Below are 20,672 nucleotides of genomic sequence, written 5' to 3'. Positions count from 1 at the left end.
AATATAAAACTATTTAGGGTATATGTAAAAAGAATGAAATACTCAGATATTCCCTTTTGATCTCCTGCTCAGGAACTCCTCAACGTACTCCCGATACTTGCCTTTTTTCCTCAAGAACTCCCCGTACTTATATAAGGCCCATAACGCCTTCACGGCTCTCTCGGGAGTCGGGTAAGAGGGCACACCGCCTTTATCAAACTCTCTGCGCTCCAGGATGGCGGCCTCGCTCCAGCCGGTGTCAACTGCTACGACAGGCTTCGAGAACCCGCTAGCGATCTTAGCCAGCTCGCGCGCCAGCTCGACGGGGTCAGGAATACCCGGAACCTGGTGGAGAGCTAGCACAGCTACTGCGTCAACCTCATCGCTCTCCAGGAGCACCCTCGTGGTAGCTATAAACATCTCGCTGGTAGCAGACCCAGTTATGTCTACGGGGTTCGAAACCTGTGAGAACTCAGGTAGAAGGCCTTTCTTCCTCATTTCTTCAAGCCTGGCTCGCGTGTCTCCGGTTAGTTCGGGGACCTGTAAGCCGAGGATCTCAGCCATGTCAGTGGCCATGACTCCGGCACCTCCCCCGTCGGTCACTATTGCGAGCCTCGGACCTGCTGGAGGCGGTTGGCTTACGAAGATTTTAGCAAAGTCGAAGAGCTCTTCAATATCGTAGGCCCGTATTACCCCAGCCCGCCTGAAGGCAGCCTCGTAGACTTCGTCTGTCCCGGCGAGCGAGGCGGTGTGAGACGCCGCGGCGCGCCTGCCAGCTTGGGTGCGGCCAGCCTTCAGCGCTATGATAGGCTTCTTCTGGGCAACTTCTTCTGCGACTTTAATGAACTCCCTACCTCTTTTAATACTCTCGAGGTAGAGGAGGATAACCCACGTGTTGCCTTCATCCTTGAGGGCTTGTAGAAGCTCGACCTCGTCGACGTCGGCTTTGTTTCCTACACTGAAAAAGTACGACAGCCCTATTCCCTCACCGTACATGTAGTCCAAGGCGGCGGTTCCGACGGCGCCACTCTGCGAGATCAAAGCCACGTGTCCACGCGCAGGTCTAGGAGCGCTCAGCACTTTTCGCCCATCTCTCAGCTCCTTGTAGTATGGCAGGAATATCATGTCAACACCGCTCCACGGAGAAAATATCCCAACGCAATTAGGCCCGAGTATTCTGATGCCGCTTTTCCTAGCTTCACGCTTGACTTCCTCCTCTAAGTCAAACCTACCGATCTCGCTGAAACCCGAGGAGATTATCACCGTCGCCTTTACCCCCTTTTCGCCTAGCTCCCTCATAACCTGCGGAACAAGCCGAGCAGGCACGACGATCACAGCGAGATCCACGTCCGGGGGTAATTCACTAATGCTCTTGTAGACCTTTACTCCAAGAATCGTATCGGCGTTCGGGTTTACGGGATACACGGGGGCTTTAAGGACGCCTTTTGCGCGGTTCTCCAGTAGGAGCCTTAGTATCACGTGCCCAGGTTTATCCTCCTCGCGCGACGCACCGATCACGGCCACTCCACTGGGTTCAAAAAACGGTTTCATGTTGCTGATCATGTAATGCTCGCTCAACTCTCTCACCTAAAATTAAAAGATATTTATTTTGGCAAACGAAATAACTAACACATTAGATATTTTTCAAAGATTCTCGGAGGTACAAGATACTAAATAAAAATTCACATATGTGATTCACCTTAAATCTCATAAGAAATAGTATTATTTTTTAGATTTAAAATAGATATTCGCAGTTTTTCAAAAGAATCACTTTCGGTGTACTCTATGGTTCAAATATAAACGCACTTAGAGGAGCTGTGTATAGACACTTCATGGTTACTCCCGTATCTGCGAAACGTGTGAACGAGGTAAGGAGGCTCGAGGAGAAGTACCTTGAAGACCTTGACTGGGAGAAGCATGAGAACGCCAACCACAACGTCAGCTACAGCAACTTCAGGAACTACATCTTCGAGAAGCTCGTCGAGACCCCTGAGGTGCTGAGGGACTACCTGCCGCCGCGAGCCGTCGAGCAGCACCACCGGGGTGATATCCACATACACAAGCTCCCCGACAGCCTCTGGATCCCCTACTGCGCCGGCTGGAGCTTCAAGAAGATACTCCAGCTCGGGCTCAAGACACCTACCATAGTCTCCGCGCCTGCCAAGCACCTCGACACGGCTGTGGCCCATCTGACAAACTTCTTCTTCATGGGTGCCCAGGAGTGGACGGGGGCCCAGGCTGTCAGCGCGTTCGACCTCTACGTCGCCCCCTTTGTGAGGCACGACGGAGCCGACTTCACCAGGGTGAAGCAGACCCTGCAGGGAATGCTCTTCGAGCTCAACTATCCCGCAAGGGCCGGCTACCAGAGCCCCTTCACGAACATAACCCTCGTCTTGGACACGAGCAAAGACATGCTCGAGGGAGAGGCCCTAGTCGGCGGCAGGAAGGTCGGAAACCTCGGCGACTACGTCGACGAGGCGATCGCGGTGGACAAGGCCCTCTTCCAGCTCTACTCCGAGGGCGACGCCCTGGGACAGCCCTTCACGTTCCCCATACCCACCCTAATGCTCACCAAGAACTTCGACTGGAACGGCAGGAGGTGGGGCGACCTCACGGACCTCATCTTCGAGGCCCTCGCCAGGAAGGGGTCAGCGTACCTGCTCAACGGCTACGCGAGCAACGTTGAGGCACTATACGCGATGTGCTGTAGGCTGACCATCGACGTGAACCACGTGGTCTCCAAGAGCAACGGAACCTTCACACTCCGACTCGACAAGGCGTCACAGGAAGACGCCCTAGAGAGGTTCCTCAAATCCAGGGAGAACTCGAGGACGTACGGCATCTGGGCCCTGCCAGACGCGACGGGCAGCATCGGCGTGGTCACCCTCAACATGCCCAGGCTCGCCTTCCTCAGCCGGGGCGAGTGGGGGGTCTTCGAGGAGCTCCTCGCATCCCTCCTCGAGAGCGCAAGGAGCGTCCTCCTCACGTGGCGCAGGAGATACGCTCAGACGCTGAAAGCCGGGCTCATGCCGCTCACGAAGACCTACCTAGGACACCTCGACCACCACTTCAACACGATCGGGATAATAGGCCTCCCGGAGGCAGCCGCCAACTTCATGAAGAACCCCAAGGTGTGGCTGGAGGGCTCCCAAAGGGAGATGGCCGAGGCCGTGGAGGTAGAGAAGAAGATGGTCTCACTGGTCAGGAAGTACGCGGAGGAGTTCGAGGAGAAGGACGGCTACCTCTACAACGTCGAGGAGATCCCGGGCGAGAGCACGGGCTACAAGCTGGCTAAGCTGGACGCCGAGGCGTTCAAGGAGGAATACAGGCGCGGCGAGCTCCTGATACCCTCAGACGGTCAGAGCCCGTTCTACAGCAACAGCATAGTGCCGTACTACGCCGACGTGCCCATCTACCAGCGCGCGACCTGGGAGGGAGAGGTTCAGCAGGAGTTCACGGGCGGCGTGATGATGCACCTCTTCCTCCACGAGCAGCCCGACCCTAAGGCCCTTAGGAACCTCGTCCACCGCATTGCGACGAACACGAAGGTCGTGTACTTCAGCATAACCCCGACAATCACCGTCTGCAAAAGGTGCGGGAGGAGCGTAACCGGCTACCTCGAGGCCTGCCCACACTGCGGGAGCAACGAGCTGGAGCACTGGAGCCGCATCGTCGGCTACTACCGCCCCGTCAGCAACTGGAACCCGGGCAAGAAAGCAGAGTTCAAGCTGAGGGTAACTTACTAATCCCTACAGGAGAGACTCTACTTCTACCCCTTTTCTCCTCATCCTCGCGCCTACAGGCTTCTCTATAGGGTAGAACCTACAGCTGAAGATGCTCAGTAGTTTCCCGTCGAAAAACCATCGGTAGCCCTCTGGAAATGGCTCGTGAGCCCTAACTATTAGCTTGAGGCCGCTTTCCTGAAGGAAACGTTCAACGGGGCCTCGGCCGAAAACGTACACCCCCCATCCCCTGATGCTAGGAGCAAAGTCGTCTACGTCTTCACTGGGGTCGTTCCAGAGCATCTGAAACGCGACATCGTTTAATTGCCCCCTTGGTATGCTAAGCACCTGCGCAGGCTTCGTTAGGCCCTTTGCTATTCCGCCATGCACGGCAAAAATCTCTCCGTTCACGACTGCGGCCAAGCTCAGATAAGAGAACAGTTCCTCGAAGTCCCTGTAGGTAGCGTAACCATAGGTCATTGCTACTGTTGAGTAGAAGCCGTACTCCATGTTCATCTCCCTGGTCTCGTGATTTCCCCGAAGTAGGAAAACCCTGTCAGGGGTGGAGGCTTTGGCAAGCAAGAGTAGCTCGATGTTCTCGATCTGGTAAGGGCCTCTGTCAACGTAGTCTCCAAGGAACACCTTCACCTTGGCGTCGCTCCTCAGAGCATTGACCGTGGATTCGACGTCGCCGTGAGTATCCCCCACAAAAAACACGTCATCCTCCTCGACTACGAGTAGCTGGCTCTCAGACCTTAAAATGCCCTTAACGTCGTCGATCAGCTCAAGCAGTAGACTCTCAGGAAGCACGCCAGGTTTTCGGATGAATTCCTCCAGAATCCTGCTGTAGTCAGGCACCTTCGCTGCCTCCCTCTAGCGCCAGCCCTCTACAGTACACCACTCCTCTAACCCTGCGGATAAAGTTCGGGCATGAATAGCACTGAAGGAAGGATACCCGTCTCTTGAGAACCGGGCAGTCTACAGCTTCCTTCTTCATCTCGCTCAGCATCTTCTTCGATACAGCTTTCTCGAGCTGTTCAACGAGGGCTTTTTCAACGCGCATAGCTCTCTCGAGCTTTACTACCGGGACCTCGTATCTATAGTCCTTTGAAGCCATACACGCACCCTTACCAGGCAGTCTAAATATTTCTGTCGTGTGCTTGCCCCTAAGGTTAACTATAAATCGGAGCCATTACCAGACTAGCTGTGAGCGATATAGCGTGGCTTGTTTACGCGTTGCTCGACGCCCTCTTCGCGGCTTTAGCCACAATTTTCGCTAAAATGGGCTTGTCTCGGGTTGATCCTGTGGTCGCCACAGGCCTCCGCTCGATAGTAATGATGGTTTTCACGGTTTCTGTAATGCTGTTGATAAGAGACAAAGCCCTCATAACAAGCCTGACAACCCGCGAGACCCTATTCATAATTCTGAGCGGGGTGGCGGGCGCTCTCTCCTGGCTTCTCTACTTCGTTGCGCTGCAGTACGGCAAAGCGGTGAACGTCGCGGTGGTCGACAGATCCAGCATACTTTTCATCATTGTCCTCGCCGCTTTAGTTCTCGGCGAGGAAATCACCGTTAAAAAGGCGGTTGCCGCAGGGCTTGTGCTCGTCGCGTTAGTGTTGATTTCCACGTGACTCTACGGGTCTCACGATGATTTTCTTCAACTCCCGCCTCATCCGCCAGTAGTGATACTCGATTGCCAGGATCACTATCAACACTACTAGAGTTATCGCTCCGACAACGAGAGCTATGAAGTCCATCACACCTAATACTATTTCTGCCACATCCTCGTTTAAACTAGGGGTGGTATAATTCCGTGTCTCTGAAAAACGTGATACTCGTCCGGCCAGGCGAGCTCACCGTAAAGGGTCACGAGACGAGGAAGCGCTTTGAGTCGCTTCTCGTGAGGAACATGGAGGATGCACTTCGCTCAGAGGGCCTCCAGGCGGAAGTAAGGAAAGGTTACGGGCGCTTTTACGTCTACGGTCCCCCAGAGTCGGTTAGTGTCCTGCGCAGGGTCTTCGGCGTAAAGTCTCTATCCCCAGCTGTAGAGGTCGAGTTCCGGGACCTCGAGGATCTGATAGGCAAAGGTGAAGAGTACTTTAAGGAGAAAGTTCGCGGCAAAAGCTTTGCGGTCAGAGCAAGGCGGACCGGGGACCATCCATTTACCTCGATGGACGTTAACAAGCTCCTCGGAGAAAGGTTGCTGAAGTACGCGAGGAAAGTAGACCTCGAAACCCCAGAGGTTGAAGCCTACGTTGAGGTCAGGGACAAGAAAGCTTACTTCTTTACGGAAATAGTCAAGGCATACGGTGGCCTCCCCATAGGAAGCGAGGGGAAAGTAGTAGCTCTCGTCTCCGGGGGTTTCGACTCACTTGTAGCTGCGTGGATGGCCCTAAAGAGAGGTGCAGAAGTCGAGTTCTTGTACCTCAACATGGGCGGCCAGGTCTCGAAATACTACGTCACGAGAGCGGTGAAAACGCTAGCGGATAAGTGGTGCTACGGCTACTATCCCAGGCTGTTCATCGTGGACTTCTCGGAATTCATCAGGGAACTGCGTTCAAAGGTAAACCCAGGGCTTCTAGGAGTCGTGCTTAAGAGGTACATGTACAGGGCGGCTAACATCTTTGCAAGGAAAGTGGGTGCTGGCGGCATAGTTACAGGGGAAAACCTAGGCCAAGTCTCCTCTCAAACTCTCAGCAATCTAAACGTCATAGACAAGGCGTCAGAGCTCGTCGTCCTTCGACCCGTCCTCTGTTTGGACAAAGACGAGATCGTTAGCCTCGCAATGGAAATCGGGACCTACGAGGCTTCGAGCACCGTTAAGGAAATATGCGGTGTGTACTCGGTGCACCCTAAAACGGCCTCAGAGATAGAGGAGGTGCGACGGGAGGAGGAGAAGATCGAGGAGAGCGTGTTCAGGGAAACTCTTGAGCGAGTTGAAGTAATCGACGTCCGCCGAACCAGGATCGAGGATCTCTGGAGCGGAAACTTCGCCGACCTTGACATCGACCACATACCCGAGGGAGCCACAGTGTTGGACGTGAGGCCAGCCGAGAAGTTCAAGCTAGAGCACATTCCCGGGAGCGTGAACGTGGATTACTGGAGTGTAGAGGAAGCGGTTAGTCGCATGGGGCGCGACAAAACGTACATCATCGTATGCGACGAGGGGGGGTTAAGCAGGGAAGCGGCTTACCGCCTCCGAACCCTCGGGTACAATGCCTACAGCTTGAAAGGAGGCATACGAGGCTTTAAGAGGAAGTCTCATCTTCGAGAAGCGCCAAACGTTTCCTGAAGTACTCATCTGCTTTCCTCCATATATCATCCGGGACCGCTTTCTCGAAAGGAACCTCCTCGGAGTTTGCTAGGTCGAGCAGAAATCTGAACGTAAACTCGCCGATCAACCTGAATGCGACTGGGTGGAGGTGCTCCACGCTATCTCTCACGGTGTGTATGTCGGCACCACTACCGCTAGCGCGGAAAATGTTCACTGCAGGCACCTTCCACTTCCAGACAAAGGACGTGCTATCGCTACTCATGACATCCTCTGTGACGCTCAGGTTCACCCCCATCTCTTTCGCCTTTGATTCCACGTAGCTCCGCAGGGATTTCGAGCCGCTCACGATCGACGCAGACGAGCCCAGCGCGCCCCCGTGAACGTCTAGATTAACGACGAGGACCGTTTTCTTTTGCTCATCCTTGTGCTTCTCAGCATAAGCCTGCGAACCTCTAAGTCCAAGTTCCTCGGCCCCGAAAAGCACAAACCTTACTGTCCTCTTTAGAGCTCGATCGGATAGGCTTTTAGCCAGCGCGACAGCGAGAGCTGCACCGCCCGCGTTGTCGGTTGCGCCCGGGACGCCCAGCACGCTATCGTAGTGGGCTGTTACGAGAATGATCTCCTCAGGGTACTTGTAGCCGTTTTTCTCAGCTACGATGTTGTAGCTTAACGTATCCCTATACGTCTGCTCCAGAACCAGCCTAACTCTTTCGGCGGCCAGTAGCTTTACAGCGTCCCTGTAGCTCACGTACACAGCGGGCAGATTTCCGAACTTCTCCCTCCACTCCCACGGGACAGAAACCCGACTCAGGTCACGGTACGGCGTGCCCTCGGCAACTACGAGACCAGAGGCCCTCTTAGCTAGGAGCCTCCAGCTCTCAGCCGAAGGCCTCCCAGTGGCCAGCCCCACCCATCCACCGTCACTTGGTAACAGCGCTCTGTCTGAGTTCTCGATGTACACGAGCCTAGCCTCGACCCCCCTTGTCTCGCCGCTGAACCCAATAGGACTCGCCCGGACCTCTTCCTCGAATGGGCTCAGGACGGATAGTTCTGCCCGGTGAACCTCGTAAACCTTCACGTTGAACTCCTCGAGCTTAGGCGCGTACCCGCTACGGGTAAGCTCCTCCAAGATCAAGCCCCTGGCCTCTGCCTCGCCCCCGGTACCGGTGAAGCGTGGGCTCCGCGATAAACGCACGGCCAGCCCGTAAGCGTAGTCGTAGTTGAACATTGACTCATCAGTATTTAACCCCCTCTAATTAGCTTTCTGACAGATGCCCAAAAAGGCCCTTAGACTGCGCGTGGCAGGCATAGTGCAAGGGGTGGGATTCAGGCCACACGTGTTTAGATTAGCCAGGCGTCTAGGCCTTTCGGGATACGTGGTTAACTTAGGCGGGTCTGAGGTTGAAATCTGGGTTGAGGGAGACGAGAAAGCTGTAAACCTTTTCCCAGCGGCCTTAAGGAGTGAGACTCCTCGGTCGGCCGAGATCGAGGAGATCGTCATTGAGGAGGTTAACCCTGCTGGATTCATGAACTTCGAGATCAGGAAAAGCGGGCGGGAACTCACGAAGATCTCGATGATTCCGCCGGATTTCGGTATGTGCGATGACTGCAAGAGGGAGATCCTGGACCCGACTTCAAGGTGGTACCGTTACCCCTTTCACAGCTGCGCGTGGTGCGGGCCACGCTTCACCATCATCAGAAGCATCCCCTATGACCGCGAAAACACGTCAATGGCGGCCTTCCCACTCTGCAGGAGGTGCAGGGAGGAGTACTCAGACCCCCACAACACAAGGAGATTCCACATTCAGGGCATTTCATGCCCTGAGTGCGGCCCCCAGGTTTACCTTGTGGGCTCGGATGGAAGCCCCCTTCGCGTAAAGGACCCCATACTGGAAGCCGCTAAGCTGATCGACGAGGGATTCATTGTGGCCGTGAAAGGCATAGGCGGCTTCCACCTTGCGGCCCGCGCTTCCGACGATCGCGCGCTCAGGGAGCTGAGGAGGAGAAAAAGAAGAGGCCGAAAACCCTTCGCGGTGATGGCTCTCGACATTGAAACGGCTAGAAGGGTAGCTGTTGTGGACAGCCAAGCGGAGCAAATCCTCCTGAGCCCGGCTAGACCCATACTCATACTCCCTAGGCGTGACGTGGTTTCACCCGAGGTCGCACCCGGCCTTAAAACCGTCGGGGTCATGCTGGCTTACACACCTCTACACTACCTCCTACTAGCCGGGACGGAGGATCGCTTCGCAGTAATGACGAGCGGTAATGAGAGCGGCGAGCCGATAATAAAGGACAACGAGGAAGCGCTGGAGAAGCTAAGAGGTGTAGCCGACTACTTCCTGTTGCACAACCGAGAGATTGTGAACAGGGTTGACGACAGCGTCTTGAGGTTCGCGGACGGTGAGCCTGTTTTCCTGCGGAGATCAAGAGGCTACGCTCCCAGGTGGCTTAGAGCGCCTCGAGGCTTCAAGAGGCCGGTAGTAGCCTTGGGGGCAATGCTGAACAACACAGGGGCGGTTGGCCTGCAGGAGTACGTCGTGCCGACTCAGCACATAGGGGACTTAGAGAACATTGAGACGCTCAACTTTCTGAGAGAGGCCCTTTATTTCTTTATAAGGACGTACGCTATGTCACTCCGCGATGCCGTCATTGTAGTAGATAAGCACCCAGGCTTCTTGAACAGGGTGCTCGCTCGGGAGTTAGTGGAAGAGTATGGGGCAGAACTCCTCGAAGTTCAGCATCACGTGGCCCACGTGGGTGCCGCTCTTCTCGAGTACAAGGTGCGAGAGGGGTTCGGGATCGCGATAGACGGTGTAGGTTACGGCGATGATGGTGCAATTTGGGGGGGAGAAGTTATGCACCTGCAGGAGGGAGGCTACAGTCGCGTAGGGGCGCTTGAGTACCTTCCTATGCCCGGCGGGGACAGATCGACGATCTACCCGTCTCGGATCGTAATCGGGGTTTTAGCCGAGAAGCTGAGCGTGGAAGAGACGCTGAAACTAGTGGCTAAACTAGGGCTGGATAGGCAGCTCCCAGGTGGAATGAGGGAAGCCTCGGTTGCTGTCGCTCAGTCAAGCAGAAGCATTAAGTGCTCTAGCGTTGGGCGATTCCTGGACGCCGTCTCCGCGCTGTTGCATGTCTCATGGGAAAGGACCTACGAGGGAGAGCCGGCTATAACGCTCGAGGAGTTCAGCTGGGGCGGCAGATTGTTGAACTACAGGTTTGAGCGCGCCGGAAGCATTATCCATACAAAAGACTTCTTTTTCGACTACGTCCTCAACGGTCGCTTTAATGGGGAGAGAGCCCAGGATGTGGCTTACACCGTGCAATTCGAACTGGGAAGGTCTCTTGCGGAAGTCGCGCTCGAGCAGGGCGCGAGGACAGTCTACGTGACAGGTGGAGCTGCGGTTAATTCAATTTTGTTGAAAGGTATGAGGTCGGTTATGGGTAAGGAGAACGTTCTCGTGCAGAGAAAGCTCCCGCCTGGAGATGGAGGGGTTTCAGCGGGTCAGGCGTACTATGCGCAGCTTGAGGGGATAGCTTAATTAGGCTTCGGCATTGTTTTCAGAAACGCAATGATGACTTGAACCCGATTCGAGTTATCTAGTGACTGGGGCCGTCGCTGCTGAGCGCTCTACAGGATCGTTACCTCAGATCCGAGCGCGATGCCGGGAAGCTGCCGCCTAAAATAGGCAATGAAGTTGTTGCCCCTAGCCCCGTGCTTTCGCACGATCTTTCCGATAAATTTCTTCCCATTGGGGTGCGTCCACACGACTTTCCTGCCGATCACTAGGTGGGTTGCCGTTTTCCCTTCAACCTCTATTATCACCTGCCTAGGATAGTAACGCTTCCTACCGAGCCTGAAAGACAGTATCCACCCTCTCATCGGGTTTCACCCGGTCTTTTAGTAGCAGACCGTGAGGAAAAAATTTTACGCTCATCTTTTACTCAGATCTTCACATAAATCATGGCATCTCGAATCAATAGCATTACATACCTGGTTGCATCCATCTCCGTATTTGTTGCAGAGTTCCTCGCATGCCTCCGTGCAACCTGTCTGCTCTTGGCCCTCGCACTCCTCTATACACTCGGCCAATAACCTTTCGCACCTACTGGTACACTCCTCAACCATCTCCTCGCATGCCAGTAAGCAATCTTCACGTCGGGCCATTGCTTACTCTTGACTACGCAACATGCTTTTATATGTTCCTGCGCACCGAGGCGGCATTGCCCGTGAAACCCAGGCTTTCCACCAGCATTGAAGTCAGTCGACGAACTTCTCTGTCAACGCTTGCTTTGAACTCGGGCTCTTCCTCGTAAAGTTGGACGACCCCCTCTCTAATAAACCGCTTACCGTCTCTTCGCATGTTAAGGGCTATGAAGGAATAGTGCCGGAAAAGGGGTGTGTCCACAAGGTACCTACCCTGGTTTCCGCTGAGCCTTATATGCTCTTCTAGGAGTCTCGCAAGGTTTTCGTCGTAAAGCTCTCCTCTGACGCTAACCTGCTCCTCAAGGAACGCGAGGACCTCGTCGTAGATCTCCTCGAAGAACCTCCTGACACGGCTAGATTTGTGGCTGGCCATCAGGTGCATGAGGAGCTCAAAGTACACGCCAGAGACCTTGTACTTGAAGAGACCCCCAGTCGCTCTTCTAATCGTATCGTGAACCCCGGGGCCCTTCATAGAGAACGGTGTGCGGCCGCTACCGCTGTGGAATGAAAGGAGCACGCTGAAGAGAGATGAGATGCCCGAGTAGACCTTGACCCTGCTGTAGAGTTCCTCTAAACTCCCTGCGTAATCCTCTCTTTTCTGGAAACCAACGTTAGGTGCAACGAAGTCCACAGGCACCCCACGCTCAGTTGTTTCTCTCAGAATGAAGAACAATTCTTTCGGGTCTGTGATATTCGGCGTCTCATCGAAGGCAATCTCGACTCCAAACTCCCAGGGAACCTCCTCTCGGATGATCCTGTAAATGCGCTCAAGCACTTCCACACTCCTATAAAGCTTCAACGCAATCCGCTTAACCTCAAGCTGATCAAACTTCAAGCGGAGACCTCCAAGACTCACGTCTACCCCCAAGTATCTGTTGAGGAGGCCACTGTCACCCACCTGGTCTTTAAAGAGGGCGCTCACCTCATCATTGGTCGCTTGGTCGGCTGCGTGATTTATCAACTCACAGGTATCTATTGTGAAGAAGTAGATGTTGCGCGTGCTCGCAGCCTCTCGCACCTCATCCCGAATGTACTCCAGGACCTTTTCAACTTCCCTATCCGAGAGCTTGGTCACCGCTCGTCCTCCCGTGATCCTCCTAACGGCGTCGGTAGCAGAGGCTGTCACAGAAACGTGGTCGGCCTCGACCTCGATGGCAACCTCCTTCTCCTTAGCCTTAGCCACGCTCAACTCTATGTACCTACGTATGGAGGTTCCAGTGTGGCCCCTTGTAATCTCGTAGGCCCCCGGCGGCGCGTTTATCACGTACTCTGGTGCGGTTTCACGGTGGTATGAAAGCATAACCCCGCCGGCAGCTCTCTCGTCCTTGAAACCATCGAGTATGCCATCCAGAAACACTTCAGGTATCCTGACTCCAACGGCCAAGTGAGGTGTCTTCCCGAGGTAGAGGGGTGTTCGAAGCATCTCAAACTACACTTTGAGCCTCAAGCTTTATACCTTCTCGTCCCCGTCTTCCAGCCCGAGCGTTGTAGAGAAGCACGAGAGCACACGCTACTCTCGGCTCCCAATCCTAGTCAGAAGACCTTTCTCTTCGAGCATTTTTGCAGCTTGGCGCAGTACCCCTCGAACCACGTGCCTGAGCCTAATGTCACCGAGCTTCGCAGCGGCACGACGTATGCTCCCCTCCCTCGCGACCAGGCTCAGTATTTTCCGCTGATCGCGGTCCAGGTTCAGGTGCGTCAGCGCGAGTACCGCAACCTCCTGTGGCGACTCACTGTAAGGCCATGCCTCTAAATGCTCATTAATAAAGTTTTCGTACTTTTCGACCAGCTCAAAAATGACGAGATATACGGTATCGCGTGACCCTAAATTCGGGTAGTGCTTGCGCAGAGCGGCTCTCAGCTCCTCTGAGCTGTTAAAACCGTCCAAACGCGCAACCTCGTCGGTGATCTCGTCCAGCCTGAGCCTGCGCACCTCAAGCACCTTCGCCTTGCCGATAATTTTACCACCGGCGTGAACGATAACCTCTTCCCCTGGTTTAACCCCCGGATGTTTAGCCCTAATCGTGGCGGTCTTCTTCCCATGTAAAAGCAGGGGGATATAAGACTTAGAGAACATTAAGTGCTTCATCATCTAGTTCTCGATATCTATCGATATGTCCGGGTACTCGGGAACTTTTCGAGCCCCCGAATAGTCTCTGTGTATTATCACGTCGAGGGCTCTCAGCGTGCCTTTGACATCTGCGACGAACAGAGGTAGTACCTCATAGTACTTCTCAGAGTGAAGGTGTATTGCCTTTACGGGAGCGCCGAGGGCTATGCGGGCATCGTGCTTAGCTCTCCTCGCCTCCGCGATGGTGGCTACTATCATGTCGCCTATCCTTGCCTTCTCTTCATCGAAATTGAACGCGGCGGGCCAGGGTGCTGTTGTTATGCTTTCGTACCCTTCGCGCGAGCTGTAGATTACACTGTAGATTTCCTCGCTTATGTGTGGAGCGAAAACAGAGAGGAGGTTTAAAGAGCTCAGGAGAACCTTGTAGGAGGTGTAAAGGGCTCCGGGGTCCCCCTGAGATAGACGGTACTTAATAGCCTCTAGGTAGTGGTCACAGAATTTATGCCACACTGTGTCTACGATTAGCTGTGCAGCTCTCTGGAAGTCGAAGTCCTCTAGGGCTTTTTCGGCTCCGTTGATCATCTCTGAAGCCTCACGCATCATCCAGTGGTCGACGGGGGTTAATTTTTCGGCGTGGCTTTCCTCGGGCTTGTAGTTCCTCAAGTATGGGTGAAGAAGCCGGGACGCGTTCCACACCTTAACCAGAAAGCGGTGTGCGTAGTCGACGCCCTCCCACGAGAACCTGACATCTTGTCCGGTTGAGGCAGCAGTTGCTACCCACAGTCGGAAGCTGTCCGCACCGTACTTCTCCAGGACTTCATTGACCGCAACGTAGTTGCCGTAGCTTTTGTGCATCATCCTCCCGTCGGTGCCCCTGACCATGCCGTTAATCAGCGCGGTCTTGAACTGAGCTTTGCCGAAGAGAGCTACACCGCGTAAAATCAGGTAGTAGTCCCACGTCCTTATAATATCGTAGCCGTTGGGTTGCAGGTCCGCCGGGAAGAGTCTCTCGTCAAGGTTGTCCGGCCAACCGGCGTGAACGGCGGCGGTTATGCTCGAGTCCATCCACGTGTCCATCACGTCTTTTTCACCGACCAGGTTGGTTGAGCCGCACCGGGGACACTTCTCGATAGGCGGTTTATCGAACCTAGGGTCTATCGGGAGGTGCTCCGGGCCTACGACGATCTCGTGGCCGCAGTCCTTGCAGTAGTAAACAGGTATCGGCGTCGCAAAAAGTCTCTGACGCGAAATGACCCAATCCCAGTCGAGGCTAAGCACCCAGTTCTCGAGCCGCTTGTACATGTGAGGTGGGACCCAGCGAATCTTGGAGCCCTCCTCTAAAACAGCCTTGTCGAGGGCGGTGGATTTCACGAACCACTGCTTCTTCGGTATTATCTCCACGGGGGTATGGCATCGCCAGCATGTCCCAACGCTGGTTCTGATGCTCTCCACCTTTACGAGCAACCCCTGGCTTTTGAGGAGATCGACGATCTTCCTCCTTGCCTCTTCAACATGCAGTCCTTTAAGTGGCCCGGCATTCTCGTTCATCGTTCCGTTGTCTGATATGGAGATTATAACGGGGAGTGAGTACTTTTTCTGCCACTTAACATCCGTTTTGTCCCCATACGTGCAGATCATGACTGCTCCACTTCCGAAATTGGGGTCCACGGCCTCATCGGCAATTATGGGAACCTCCCTTTCGTAGATTGGCACGATTGCGTGCGAACCCACGAGCCTCGCGTATCGCTCGTCCTTCGGGTTCACCACAACGGCAACGCATGAGGCGAGAAGCTCCGGGCGGGTTGACGCGATAACCAGATCTTCCCCCGTTTCCTTGACCTTGAACTTGAAGAAGTAGAGGGGCCTGTCTTTCTCAACGTACTCAACCTCAGCCTCCGCGATCGCCGTCTCGCATCGAGGGCACCATATGACCGGGTGCTCACCCCTGTAGATGAGGCCTTTCCTGTACATTTCGATGAAACTCAGCTGGGTTCGGCGCCAGTAGTCCGGATCCATGGTCATGTACTCGGTGCTCCAGTCTATGCTTAGTCCAAGACCTTTCAGCGCCTTCCTCATGGAGTCAATCCACTCTAAGGTGTACTTCTTGCATAGTGCAATGAACTGTTGAGGCTCGAATTCGCTCTTCCTCTTACCTGTTATTCTCTCAACTCTAACCTCGGTTGGCAACCCGTGGCAGTCCCACCCTTGGGGGAAGAAAACATTGTATCCACGCTTCCTTTTATACCTGGCAACGAAGTCGATGTAGGAGAAGTTAAGCGCGTTCCCTACATGGAGTTCACCGCTCGGGTAGGGTGGAGGCGTGTCAATACTGTAGGTTTTTCTGCTCTTGTCGTTTCGGTCGAACCTATAGAGGCCCCTCTCTTCCCAGAATCTTTGCCATTTACTCTCGATGGCTTTGAAATCGTAAGTCTTAGGGAGAGTCTCGGCCATTGTATCGTACAACCAACAAACTAGGGAATAAAAACTTAATCCTCCCTCTCGGATATCCGCGAGATTTTTCCCTTAGTGGTGGTGATGCTCGTCCTCCACGTCCGTCAATGTCTCCTCTACGCCTATCCCGGCGATCGCCTCCCGAATATCCTGTGGGATTTCGGCGCCGTACGCCTCGAGTATCTTGGCCACGAAGTAGGGGTCTGGAGCCGCCCCCTCGAACTCCACCTTATCCTCGCCGTTAATCTGTATCACGTTCTTCGGAACAGCGTAGACACCATAGCTATCTGCTAGGTCGCTGAACTCCAAGGCCTCTATCATGTCGCCGTAGATGTTCTTATTGACCATAGCGAACCTGTGCGAGGCCCTCACGGCTAGCGGGCAGTAGGGGCATGTCGGAGTTACGAAGACCATGATCCTAGTTGGCTTGGTAACGTACTTCTTCAGTAGATCGGCCAGCTTGGGGTCGATTTCCGGTTTACCCGTAGACGCGTCGAGTATGTCCTCAACAAAGGCTCCAAACTCGTAGCCTGCAGGTATGCCGAAGTACCTTATGTTCCACTCATCAACCCCGTGTATCAGTATCGCTGGGAACATGGGGATGTTGTACTTCTTAACCTCAGGGTCTTTGCTTGAGTGCTTCTCGATCCTTACTTTCCCGCCGGAGGTTTTATTTATCAGCTCCAAAATCTGCTCCGTGTCATCGCAGTACATGCACTCAGCTTCAGGGTCTCTAAAGTACCTTATGGTAACTGGGTTATCCAGCTTTGCGAACATCCTCGTGAGCTCGCCCACCAACTCCTCATCGTATTCAACAGGCATAGTACCTCAACCTCTATCTAGGCGTGGTTTTTAAGCTTTTGTAGCGCTGACCGCGCCTAAAATCACTCCTGTCCGCTGCTCGCCTGTAGTTACCTTTTTCGTAAACTGTCAAACGTTTCTTAGACAGGTTGCAGCTACGCGAGTAGCTTAGGCTAGCAGGGAATGACGAGAGAAGGGTTCAAGGATGGGGACATTAAGGAGAGTGAGGAAGCTGTGTTTCCCGAAAAACCTTAAGAAATCACTTTAACTCCGCTCGAAGTACCGATATAGATCTTGGATGGCTTTTTGATTGCGAAGATGCCGTTCGCGACTACACCTGGGAGTGTCATAAGCTCTTTTTCTAGGCTTTCAGGATCGCTTATCTCCTGGAATGATACGTCGATGAGGAAGTTGCCGTTATCAGACACCACAGGGCCCAGCTTACCTTTCTCAGCGAGCCTAAGGGTTGTGGCCGCTACGCCCCTAAAGCTCTTAAGCTCTTCAATGACCTGATGGACGGCTAGCGGGTGCACCTCAACAGGAACAACCTGGACCTTTTGTCTGCCGGCGAGCTTGCCTTCATCCACTATAATGATATACTCCTTGGAATAGTAGTCCACGATTTTCTCCCTGAACAGCGCGCCACCAGCACCCTTTATAACCCACCTCTCTGGGAAAACGGCGTCGGCCCCGTCAAAAGATACATCGGGTCTCTCGTCGAGCAGGGGCCTCTCGATCAGGCCAAGCTTTCCAGCTAGGAAACTCGTGTCGTAAGATGTTGAAACGAAATATACCTCCAACCCCTCCCTCTTCACCTTTTCTGCCAGCCTCTCTATGAAAAGCCTGATGGTGCTACCGCTTCCAAGCCCTATAAGCATACCGTCCTTAACGAGTTTTAGAGCTTCCTCTACCGCTATGAGCCTGAGCGTAGCCACCTCCACGGATATGAGACAAGCGTTTTTCCTAATTAAACTTGGCTTTCTACAGCTGTGCTCGGCTTGTCTGCTTTCTTCGCATCGTCAGGGGGTGAGAATTGGGGTCTCCAAACTAACAGCAGAGGAAGGACACATGGGTGAGATTTCTAAACGTTTTTCAAATATCTCAACCTCGCACTTTTGGTCTAACGTGGAGGAAAACATCCCTAACTGGCCTCTAATGGAGGAGGAAATACTCGTAGTGGAAGATGAAAGCCATGTTTACTTTAACTTCCCTCACTCTCTTTACAAGAAGACGATCGAGAAGCATGTAGTCAAACTATCCCCCATCGTAAGGGTGAAGGACGATCCCCTCGGTGGTAAGAGAGTTGTGCTTACCCTGGACAAGCAGGGTGGTCTAGAAGTTAAGGCTTGGCTATCCCTGATGATGGACAAGCTTGGCAAAAAATACTTTATAACAGAGCTTGAGATAGTTTAGGCGGCAATGATGAACCTTGTAAGGGCAGACGCGTGAAGAGTCGAACCCTGCTGAGGAACTATGCCCGAGACCGTCTTCGCCGTGGAGGTTTTGGAACCATTCATAAGCAAGTGGATGTTCATCGAGCTATCTCACGCGTCAAGGATCGTCGGGAGAGAGAAGTTCTGGGTATTCAACGTCGCGAAGGAGTGCGAGCGACAGCTACTCGGAGAAATCGCGTCACGTGTTGGGCGCGAAAGCATAGCAGCATTTATTGGAGAAGTCAGCCAAAGCTTCACTATAGTCGTGTTGGACCCCTCCGCCGAAGTGGACCTTAGCCCTCAGGACTTCAAGGGAAGAGTCCTCGTCGTTGTTGGGGGTATAATGGGCGACCACCCTCCACGAGGCCGAACGAAGAGGGATTTAACTGACAGGTTAGGACAAGTGCCCTTGAAGCGGAGAATAGGTCCTGGACAGTTCACCATCGACGGTGCCATCTACGTCGCCTATAAAGTCTCAAGGGGGGTTCCGCTGGAATCGATAGCTGTTCAAAGAGGCCTTTACCTTTCAGATGGCGGTGTGGAAGTACGCTTGCCCTATACTTATCCAGTGGAGAACGGTCGTGTAATAGTGTCCGAAGAGGAGGTCAGGTATCTATTAGGGGAGCTCGAAGAGGATGAGGCTAGAGCCATAAGAGATGGTGTGTTGCCATCTATCTGCTAGTCTGCATCCAGCCCTCTTGCTTGTCTAGATCCCCAGGGTGTAGAGTTTCTGCGCTACGGCACCCCATGAACCCCCCCAACCGCCTGTTGCCTACCAGGAACACCTTTTTCACCAAGAATCACTCAAAATACTCCACTGTTGATGTTACCAACAACAGGTTGAAGAAGGCACCTGCTGCCATCGCACTTACTTCTCCGCCAAGCCCCTCACCGGCTCGAAGAACTCCAAGTCTGACCTCCTCTGTGTTTTGTGCATCTCTCATCCCAGTTCAGCTGAAATATTCGAACATGTCTCTCGCGTATGGTAAGGGTCATAGTGCTGGGCACGAAAGGGTGCACGTCCCTGCACTTAAACCTAAAAGGGAAAATGGTAAAGAGGCAGAGATTGCTGCAGGAAGAAGCGAGATAAAATTTGCTAAGTTCCCACGCGTTCAACGCTGATGAGATCTGTCGATTCTCTGCGCCTGCCAGCAGTGAATATAACTATATCGCCCACCGCCACGTAACCGTCTCGTGTCGCCTTTGCGAGTAGCTCTGAGAACAGGTTTGGAGAACCCTTATTGAGCGTGGGGTCGTAAACCGCCTTAATGCCTTTTAGAAGGTTAATGTAACGCGCAGTGTTTGGCGAGCTCGTATACACTATCACTTCCCGTGAGGGTCTGAACTTAGCCAGCCTGCGCGCTGTATTTCCTCTTTCAGAGAAGGCTAGGATCTTTCCTCCGATTATGTCTGAGAGGAGAGTTACACCCTTTGCTATCGCTTCGTAGTGGTCTTCGGGCTCATGGCGTTGAGGGTTAGTGTCTAACCTCTCCGCCTCGATTATTATTCTCTTCAACCACGACACGGCTTCGACAGGGTACTTTCCGGCTGCCGTCTCTCCTGCGAGCATTAGAGCATCAGCATCCATCTTAACTGCTGTGATAACGTCGACGACCTCAGAACGGGTTGGGACGGGGTTGTTCACCATAGATTCCAGTAGCTGTGTGGCTATTATGCTCGGTTTGCCTCGGAGCCTAGCCTTCCTGAGTATTTCCTCCTGCACTCGGTATATCTCTTCAAGGTTGTAGAAGTTTGCAAGGTCCCCCCTAGCAACAAGCACCATGTCTGCTAGAGCAAGAAGCGAATCTAGCCTCTCAACTGCGCTCTTGGTTTCGATCTTCGCTATTACCTTCACCTCCTCAGCCTTGAGGTCGAAGAGCAGCTCCTTAAGCCTTCTGAGGTCATCCTCGCTCCGGACGAAGCTCAGCGCCACTGAGTCAAACCCGTTTTCAACCGCGAACTTCACGTCGCTCACGTCTTTTTCCGTTAGCGAGGGTAGAGGGTACTCTTTACCCCTAACGGCTACCGTTTTCCGCGGCTTAAGTTCCCCGTCCATGAGGGCTACAGTGATTAAACGGTCGCCGAGGTTTTCCTCCACTCTGAACGCCAGCCTACCTCCCTCAACATAGAGGACGTCCCCCAAGGAGGCGGTCTCAAAGAGGATGCGCATCGGAACAGGAATACCCTCTCCGGTCTCACCAAACGAGAACACCACTTTATCTCCGGGCTTCACAGGCTTCGGCTCAAAGCTTCCGAGCCTGACGACCGGGCCCTGTAGGTCAGCGATGAGCGTAGCTGGGCGTCTAGGGGTCTCCAAAGCTCTGATTTTCTGGACAAGCTCCTTGAAGACCGAATACTCTGCATGCGAGAAATTGAATCGAAATCCCTCAACGCCTTCCCAGAACAGCCTCTTCAGTGTGGTGTCATCCCATGAAGACGGTCCCAGCGTAACAATTATCTTAGTTTTTCTCGTCTGCATCGAACCTCGAAAACCTGTAACTTGCTTCAGTATTTAACAGTTGATCTCAGATCCGTCAAGCAGCCGGCACTACTACAGCTATGTTCTCACCGTTGTATCTGAGCAATGCTGGGGCTGACCCCTTGCTTGCCGGCTTAGCATAGCCTCACAAGTGCTTAGGCGGTATTCCATCCCTGGACTACCATCGATGCCATCTGTAACTCTATACCGGCTGGACTTAGGGGCGCTCGAGCATCCTGATGTCCTTCTCT

At 53.6% G+C, this 20,672-nt stretch carries 18 protein-coding genes; 6 read left to right on the top strand and 12 right to left on the bottom strand.

All coding sequences use genetic code 11. The annotated features are described in order from the left end of the window. Positions 1-42: 42 nt before the first annotated feature. Positions 43-1,557: an acetate--CoA ligase family protein gene (locus tag MOV14_RS04585; protein ID WP_318538048.1), complete on the bottom strand. Its 1,515-nt coding sequence runs from the start codon at positions 1,555-1,557 to the stop codon at positions 43-45. A 254-nt stretch (positions 1,558-1,811) separates the two neighbouring features. On the opposite strand from MOV14_RS04585, the gene MOV14_RS04580 reads away from it, so the two are divergent. Next, positions 1,812-3,725, top strand: coding sequence for an anaerobic ribonucleoside triphosphate reductase (locus MOV14_RS04580; protein ID WP_318538047.1), 1,914 nt, complete (start codon positions 1,812-1,814; stop codon positions 3,723-3,725). A gap of 3 nt (positions 3,726-3,728) precedes the next feature. Here MOV14_RS04580 and MOV14_RS04575 read toward each other — a convergent pair whose 3' ends face one another. Both MOV14_RS04575 and MOV14_RS04570 read right to left on the bottom strand, forming a co-directional pair. After that, complete coding sequence (locus MOV14_RS04575) at positions 3,729-4,559, bottom strand: metallophosphoesterase (RefSeq protein WP_318538046.1); 831 nt, start codon at positions 4,557-4,559, stop codon at positions 3,729-3,731. Continuing rightward, positions 4,552-4,818, bottom strand: a complete 267-nt coding sequence (locus MOV14_RS04570) for a hypothetical protein (RefSeq protein ID WP_318538045.1) — start codon at positions 4,816-4,818, stop codon at positions 4,552-4,554. Before MOV14_RS04570 ends, MOV14_RS04575 begins: the two co-directional genes overlap by 8 nt. An 89-nt stretch (positions 4,819-4,907) precedes the next feature. Here MOV14_RS04570 and MOV14_RS04565 point away from each other — a divergent pair, with 89 nt between their 5' ends. Together MOV14_RS04565 and thiI are read left to right on the top strand one after the other, a co-directional pair. Continuing rightward, positions 4,908-5,333, top strand: coding sequence for an EamA family transporter (locus MOV14_RS04565; RefSeq protein ID WP_318538044.1), 426 nt, complete (start codon positions 4,908-4,910; stop codon positions 5,331-5,333). Positions 5,334-5,515: 182 nt separating this feature from the next. Then, positions 5,516-6,994, top strand: a complete 1,479-nt coding sequence (thiI, locus tag MOV14_RS04560; RefSeq protein WP_318538043.1) for a tRNA uracil 4-sulfurtransferase ThiI — start codon at positions 5,516-5,518, stop codon at positions 6,992-6,994. On the opposite strand, the gene MOV14_RS04555 is transcribed toward thiI, so the two are convergent. Then, entirely contained in the window at positions 6,951-8,204 is a 1,254-nt protein-coding gene (locus MOV14_RS04555; protein WP_318538042.1) for a M28 family metallopeptidase, read from the bottom strand. The two genes, thiI and MOV14_RS04555, sit on opposite strands and share 44 nt — an antisense overlap. Before the next feature lie 43 nt (positions 8,205-8,247). Between MOV14_RS04555 and hypF the strand changes: the two genes are divergently transcribed. Continuing rightward, positions 8,248-10,521 (top strand): carbamoyltransferase HypF, encoded by a 2,274-nt coding sequence (gene hypF, locus MOV14_RS04550; protein ID WP_318538041.1) that lies wholly within the window; start codon positions 8,248-8,250, stop codon positions 10,519-10,521. A gap of 89 nt (positions 10,522-10,610) precedes the next feature. Here the strand turns inward: hypF and MOV14_RS04545 are convergent, their stop codons facing one another. The 6 genes from MOV14_RS04545 to rpiA all read right to left on the bottom strand — a co-directional run bounded on the left by MOV14_RS04545 (position 10,611) and on the right by rpiA (position 17,450). Continuing rightward, the gene (locus MOV14_RS04545) at positions 10,611-10,862 is read right to left on the bottom strand and encodes a 50S ribosomal protein L35ae (protein WP_318538040.1); all 252 of its coding nucleotides are present in this window, start codon (positions 10,860-10,862) and stop codon (positions 10,611-10,613) included. A 313-nt stretch (positions 10,863-11,175) separates the two neighbouring features. Beyond that, positions 11,176-12,609, bottom strand: a complete 1,434-nt coding sequence (locus tag MOV14_RS04540) for a tagaturonate epimerase family protein (RefSeq protein WP_318538039.1) — start codon at positions 12,607-12,609, stop codon at positions 11,176-11,178. 87 nt (positions 12,610-12,696) lie between these two features. Then, on the bottom strand, positions 12,697-13,278 hold the full coding sequence (locus MOV14_RS04535) for an ASCH domain-containing protein (RefSeq protein WP_318538038.1): 582 nt from the start codon (positions 13,276-13,278) through the stop codon (positions 12,697-12,699). Next, positions 13,279-15,708, bottom strand: a complete 2,430-nt coding sequence (locus tag MOV14_RS04530; RefSeq protein ID WP_318538037.1) for a valine--tRNA ligase — start codon at positions 15,706-15,708, stop codon at positions 13,279-13,281. Positions 15,709-15,780: 72 nt separating this feature from the next. Next, a complete protein-coding gene (pdo, locus tag MOV14_RS04525; RefSeq protein WP_318538036.1) occupies positions 15,781-16,530 on the bottom strand; it encodes a protein disulfide oxidoreductase in 750 nt (249 codons plus the stop codon). Positions 16,531-16,760: 230 nt separating this feature from the next. After that, a complete protein-coding gene (gene rpiA / locus MOV14_RS04520; RefSeq protein ID WP_318538035.1) occupies positions 16,761-17,450 on the bottom strand; it encodes a ribose 5-phosphate isomerase A in 690 nt (229 codons plus the stop codon). A gap of 85 nt (positions 17,451-17,535) precedes the next feature. Here rpiA and MOV14_RS04515 point away from each other — a divergent pair, with 85 nt between their 5' ends. Together MOV14_RS04515 and MOV14_RS04510 are read left to right on the top strand one after the other, a co-directional pair. Further along, positions 17,536-17,922, top strand: a complete 387-nt coding sequence (locus MOV14_RS04515) for a hypothetical protein (protein ID WP_318538034.1) — start codon at positions 17,536-17,538, stop codon at positions 17,920-17,922. Positions 17,923-17,982: 60 nt separating this feature from the next. Next, a complete protein-coding gene (locus tag MOV14_RS04510) occupies positions 17,983-18,624 on the top strand; it encodes a hypothetical protein (RefSeq protein ID WP_318538033.1) in 642 nt (213 codons plus the stop codon). A 118-nt stretch (positions 18,625-18,742) separates the two neighbouring features. Here the strand turns inward: MOV14_RS04510 and MOV14_RS04505 are convergent, their stop codons facing one another. Beyond that, positions 18,743-18,886, bottom strand: a complete 144-nt coding sequence (locus tag MOV14_RS04505) for a hypothetical protein (protein WP_318538032.1) — start codon at positions 18,884-18,886, stop codon at positions 18,743-18,745. Positions 18,887-19,038: 152 nt separating this feature from the next. After that, positions 19,039-20,421 carry a pyruvate kinase gene (gene pyk, locus MOV14_RS04500; RefSeq protein WP_318538031.1) on the bottom strand — a complete coding sequence of 461 codons (1,383 nt, stop codon included), beginning with the start codon at positions 20,419-20,421 and terminating at the stop codon, positions 19,039-19,041. Positions 20,422-20,672: the final 251 nt, after the last annotated feature.

This window comes from Infirmifilum sp. NZ, assembly GCF_022693705.1.
In the GTDB taxonomy this organism is placed as follows: domain Archaea; phylum Thermoproteota; class Thermoprotei; order Thermofilales; family Thermofilaceae; genus Thermofilum.
This window is presented reverse-complemented; position numbering and strand designations above follow the sequence as displayed.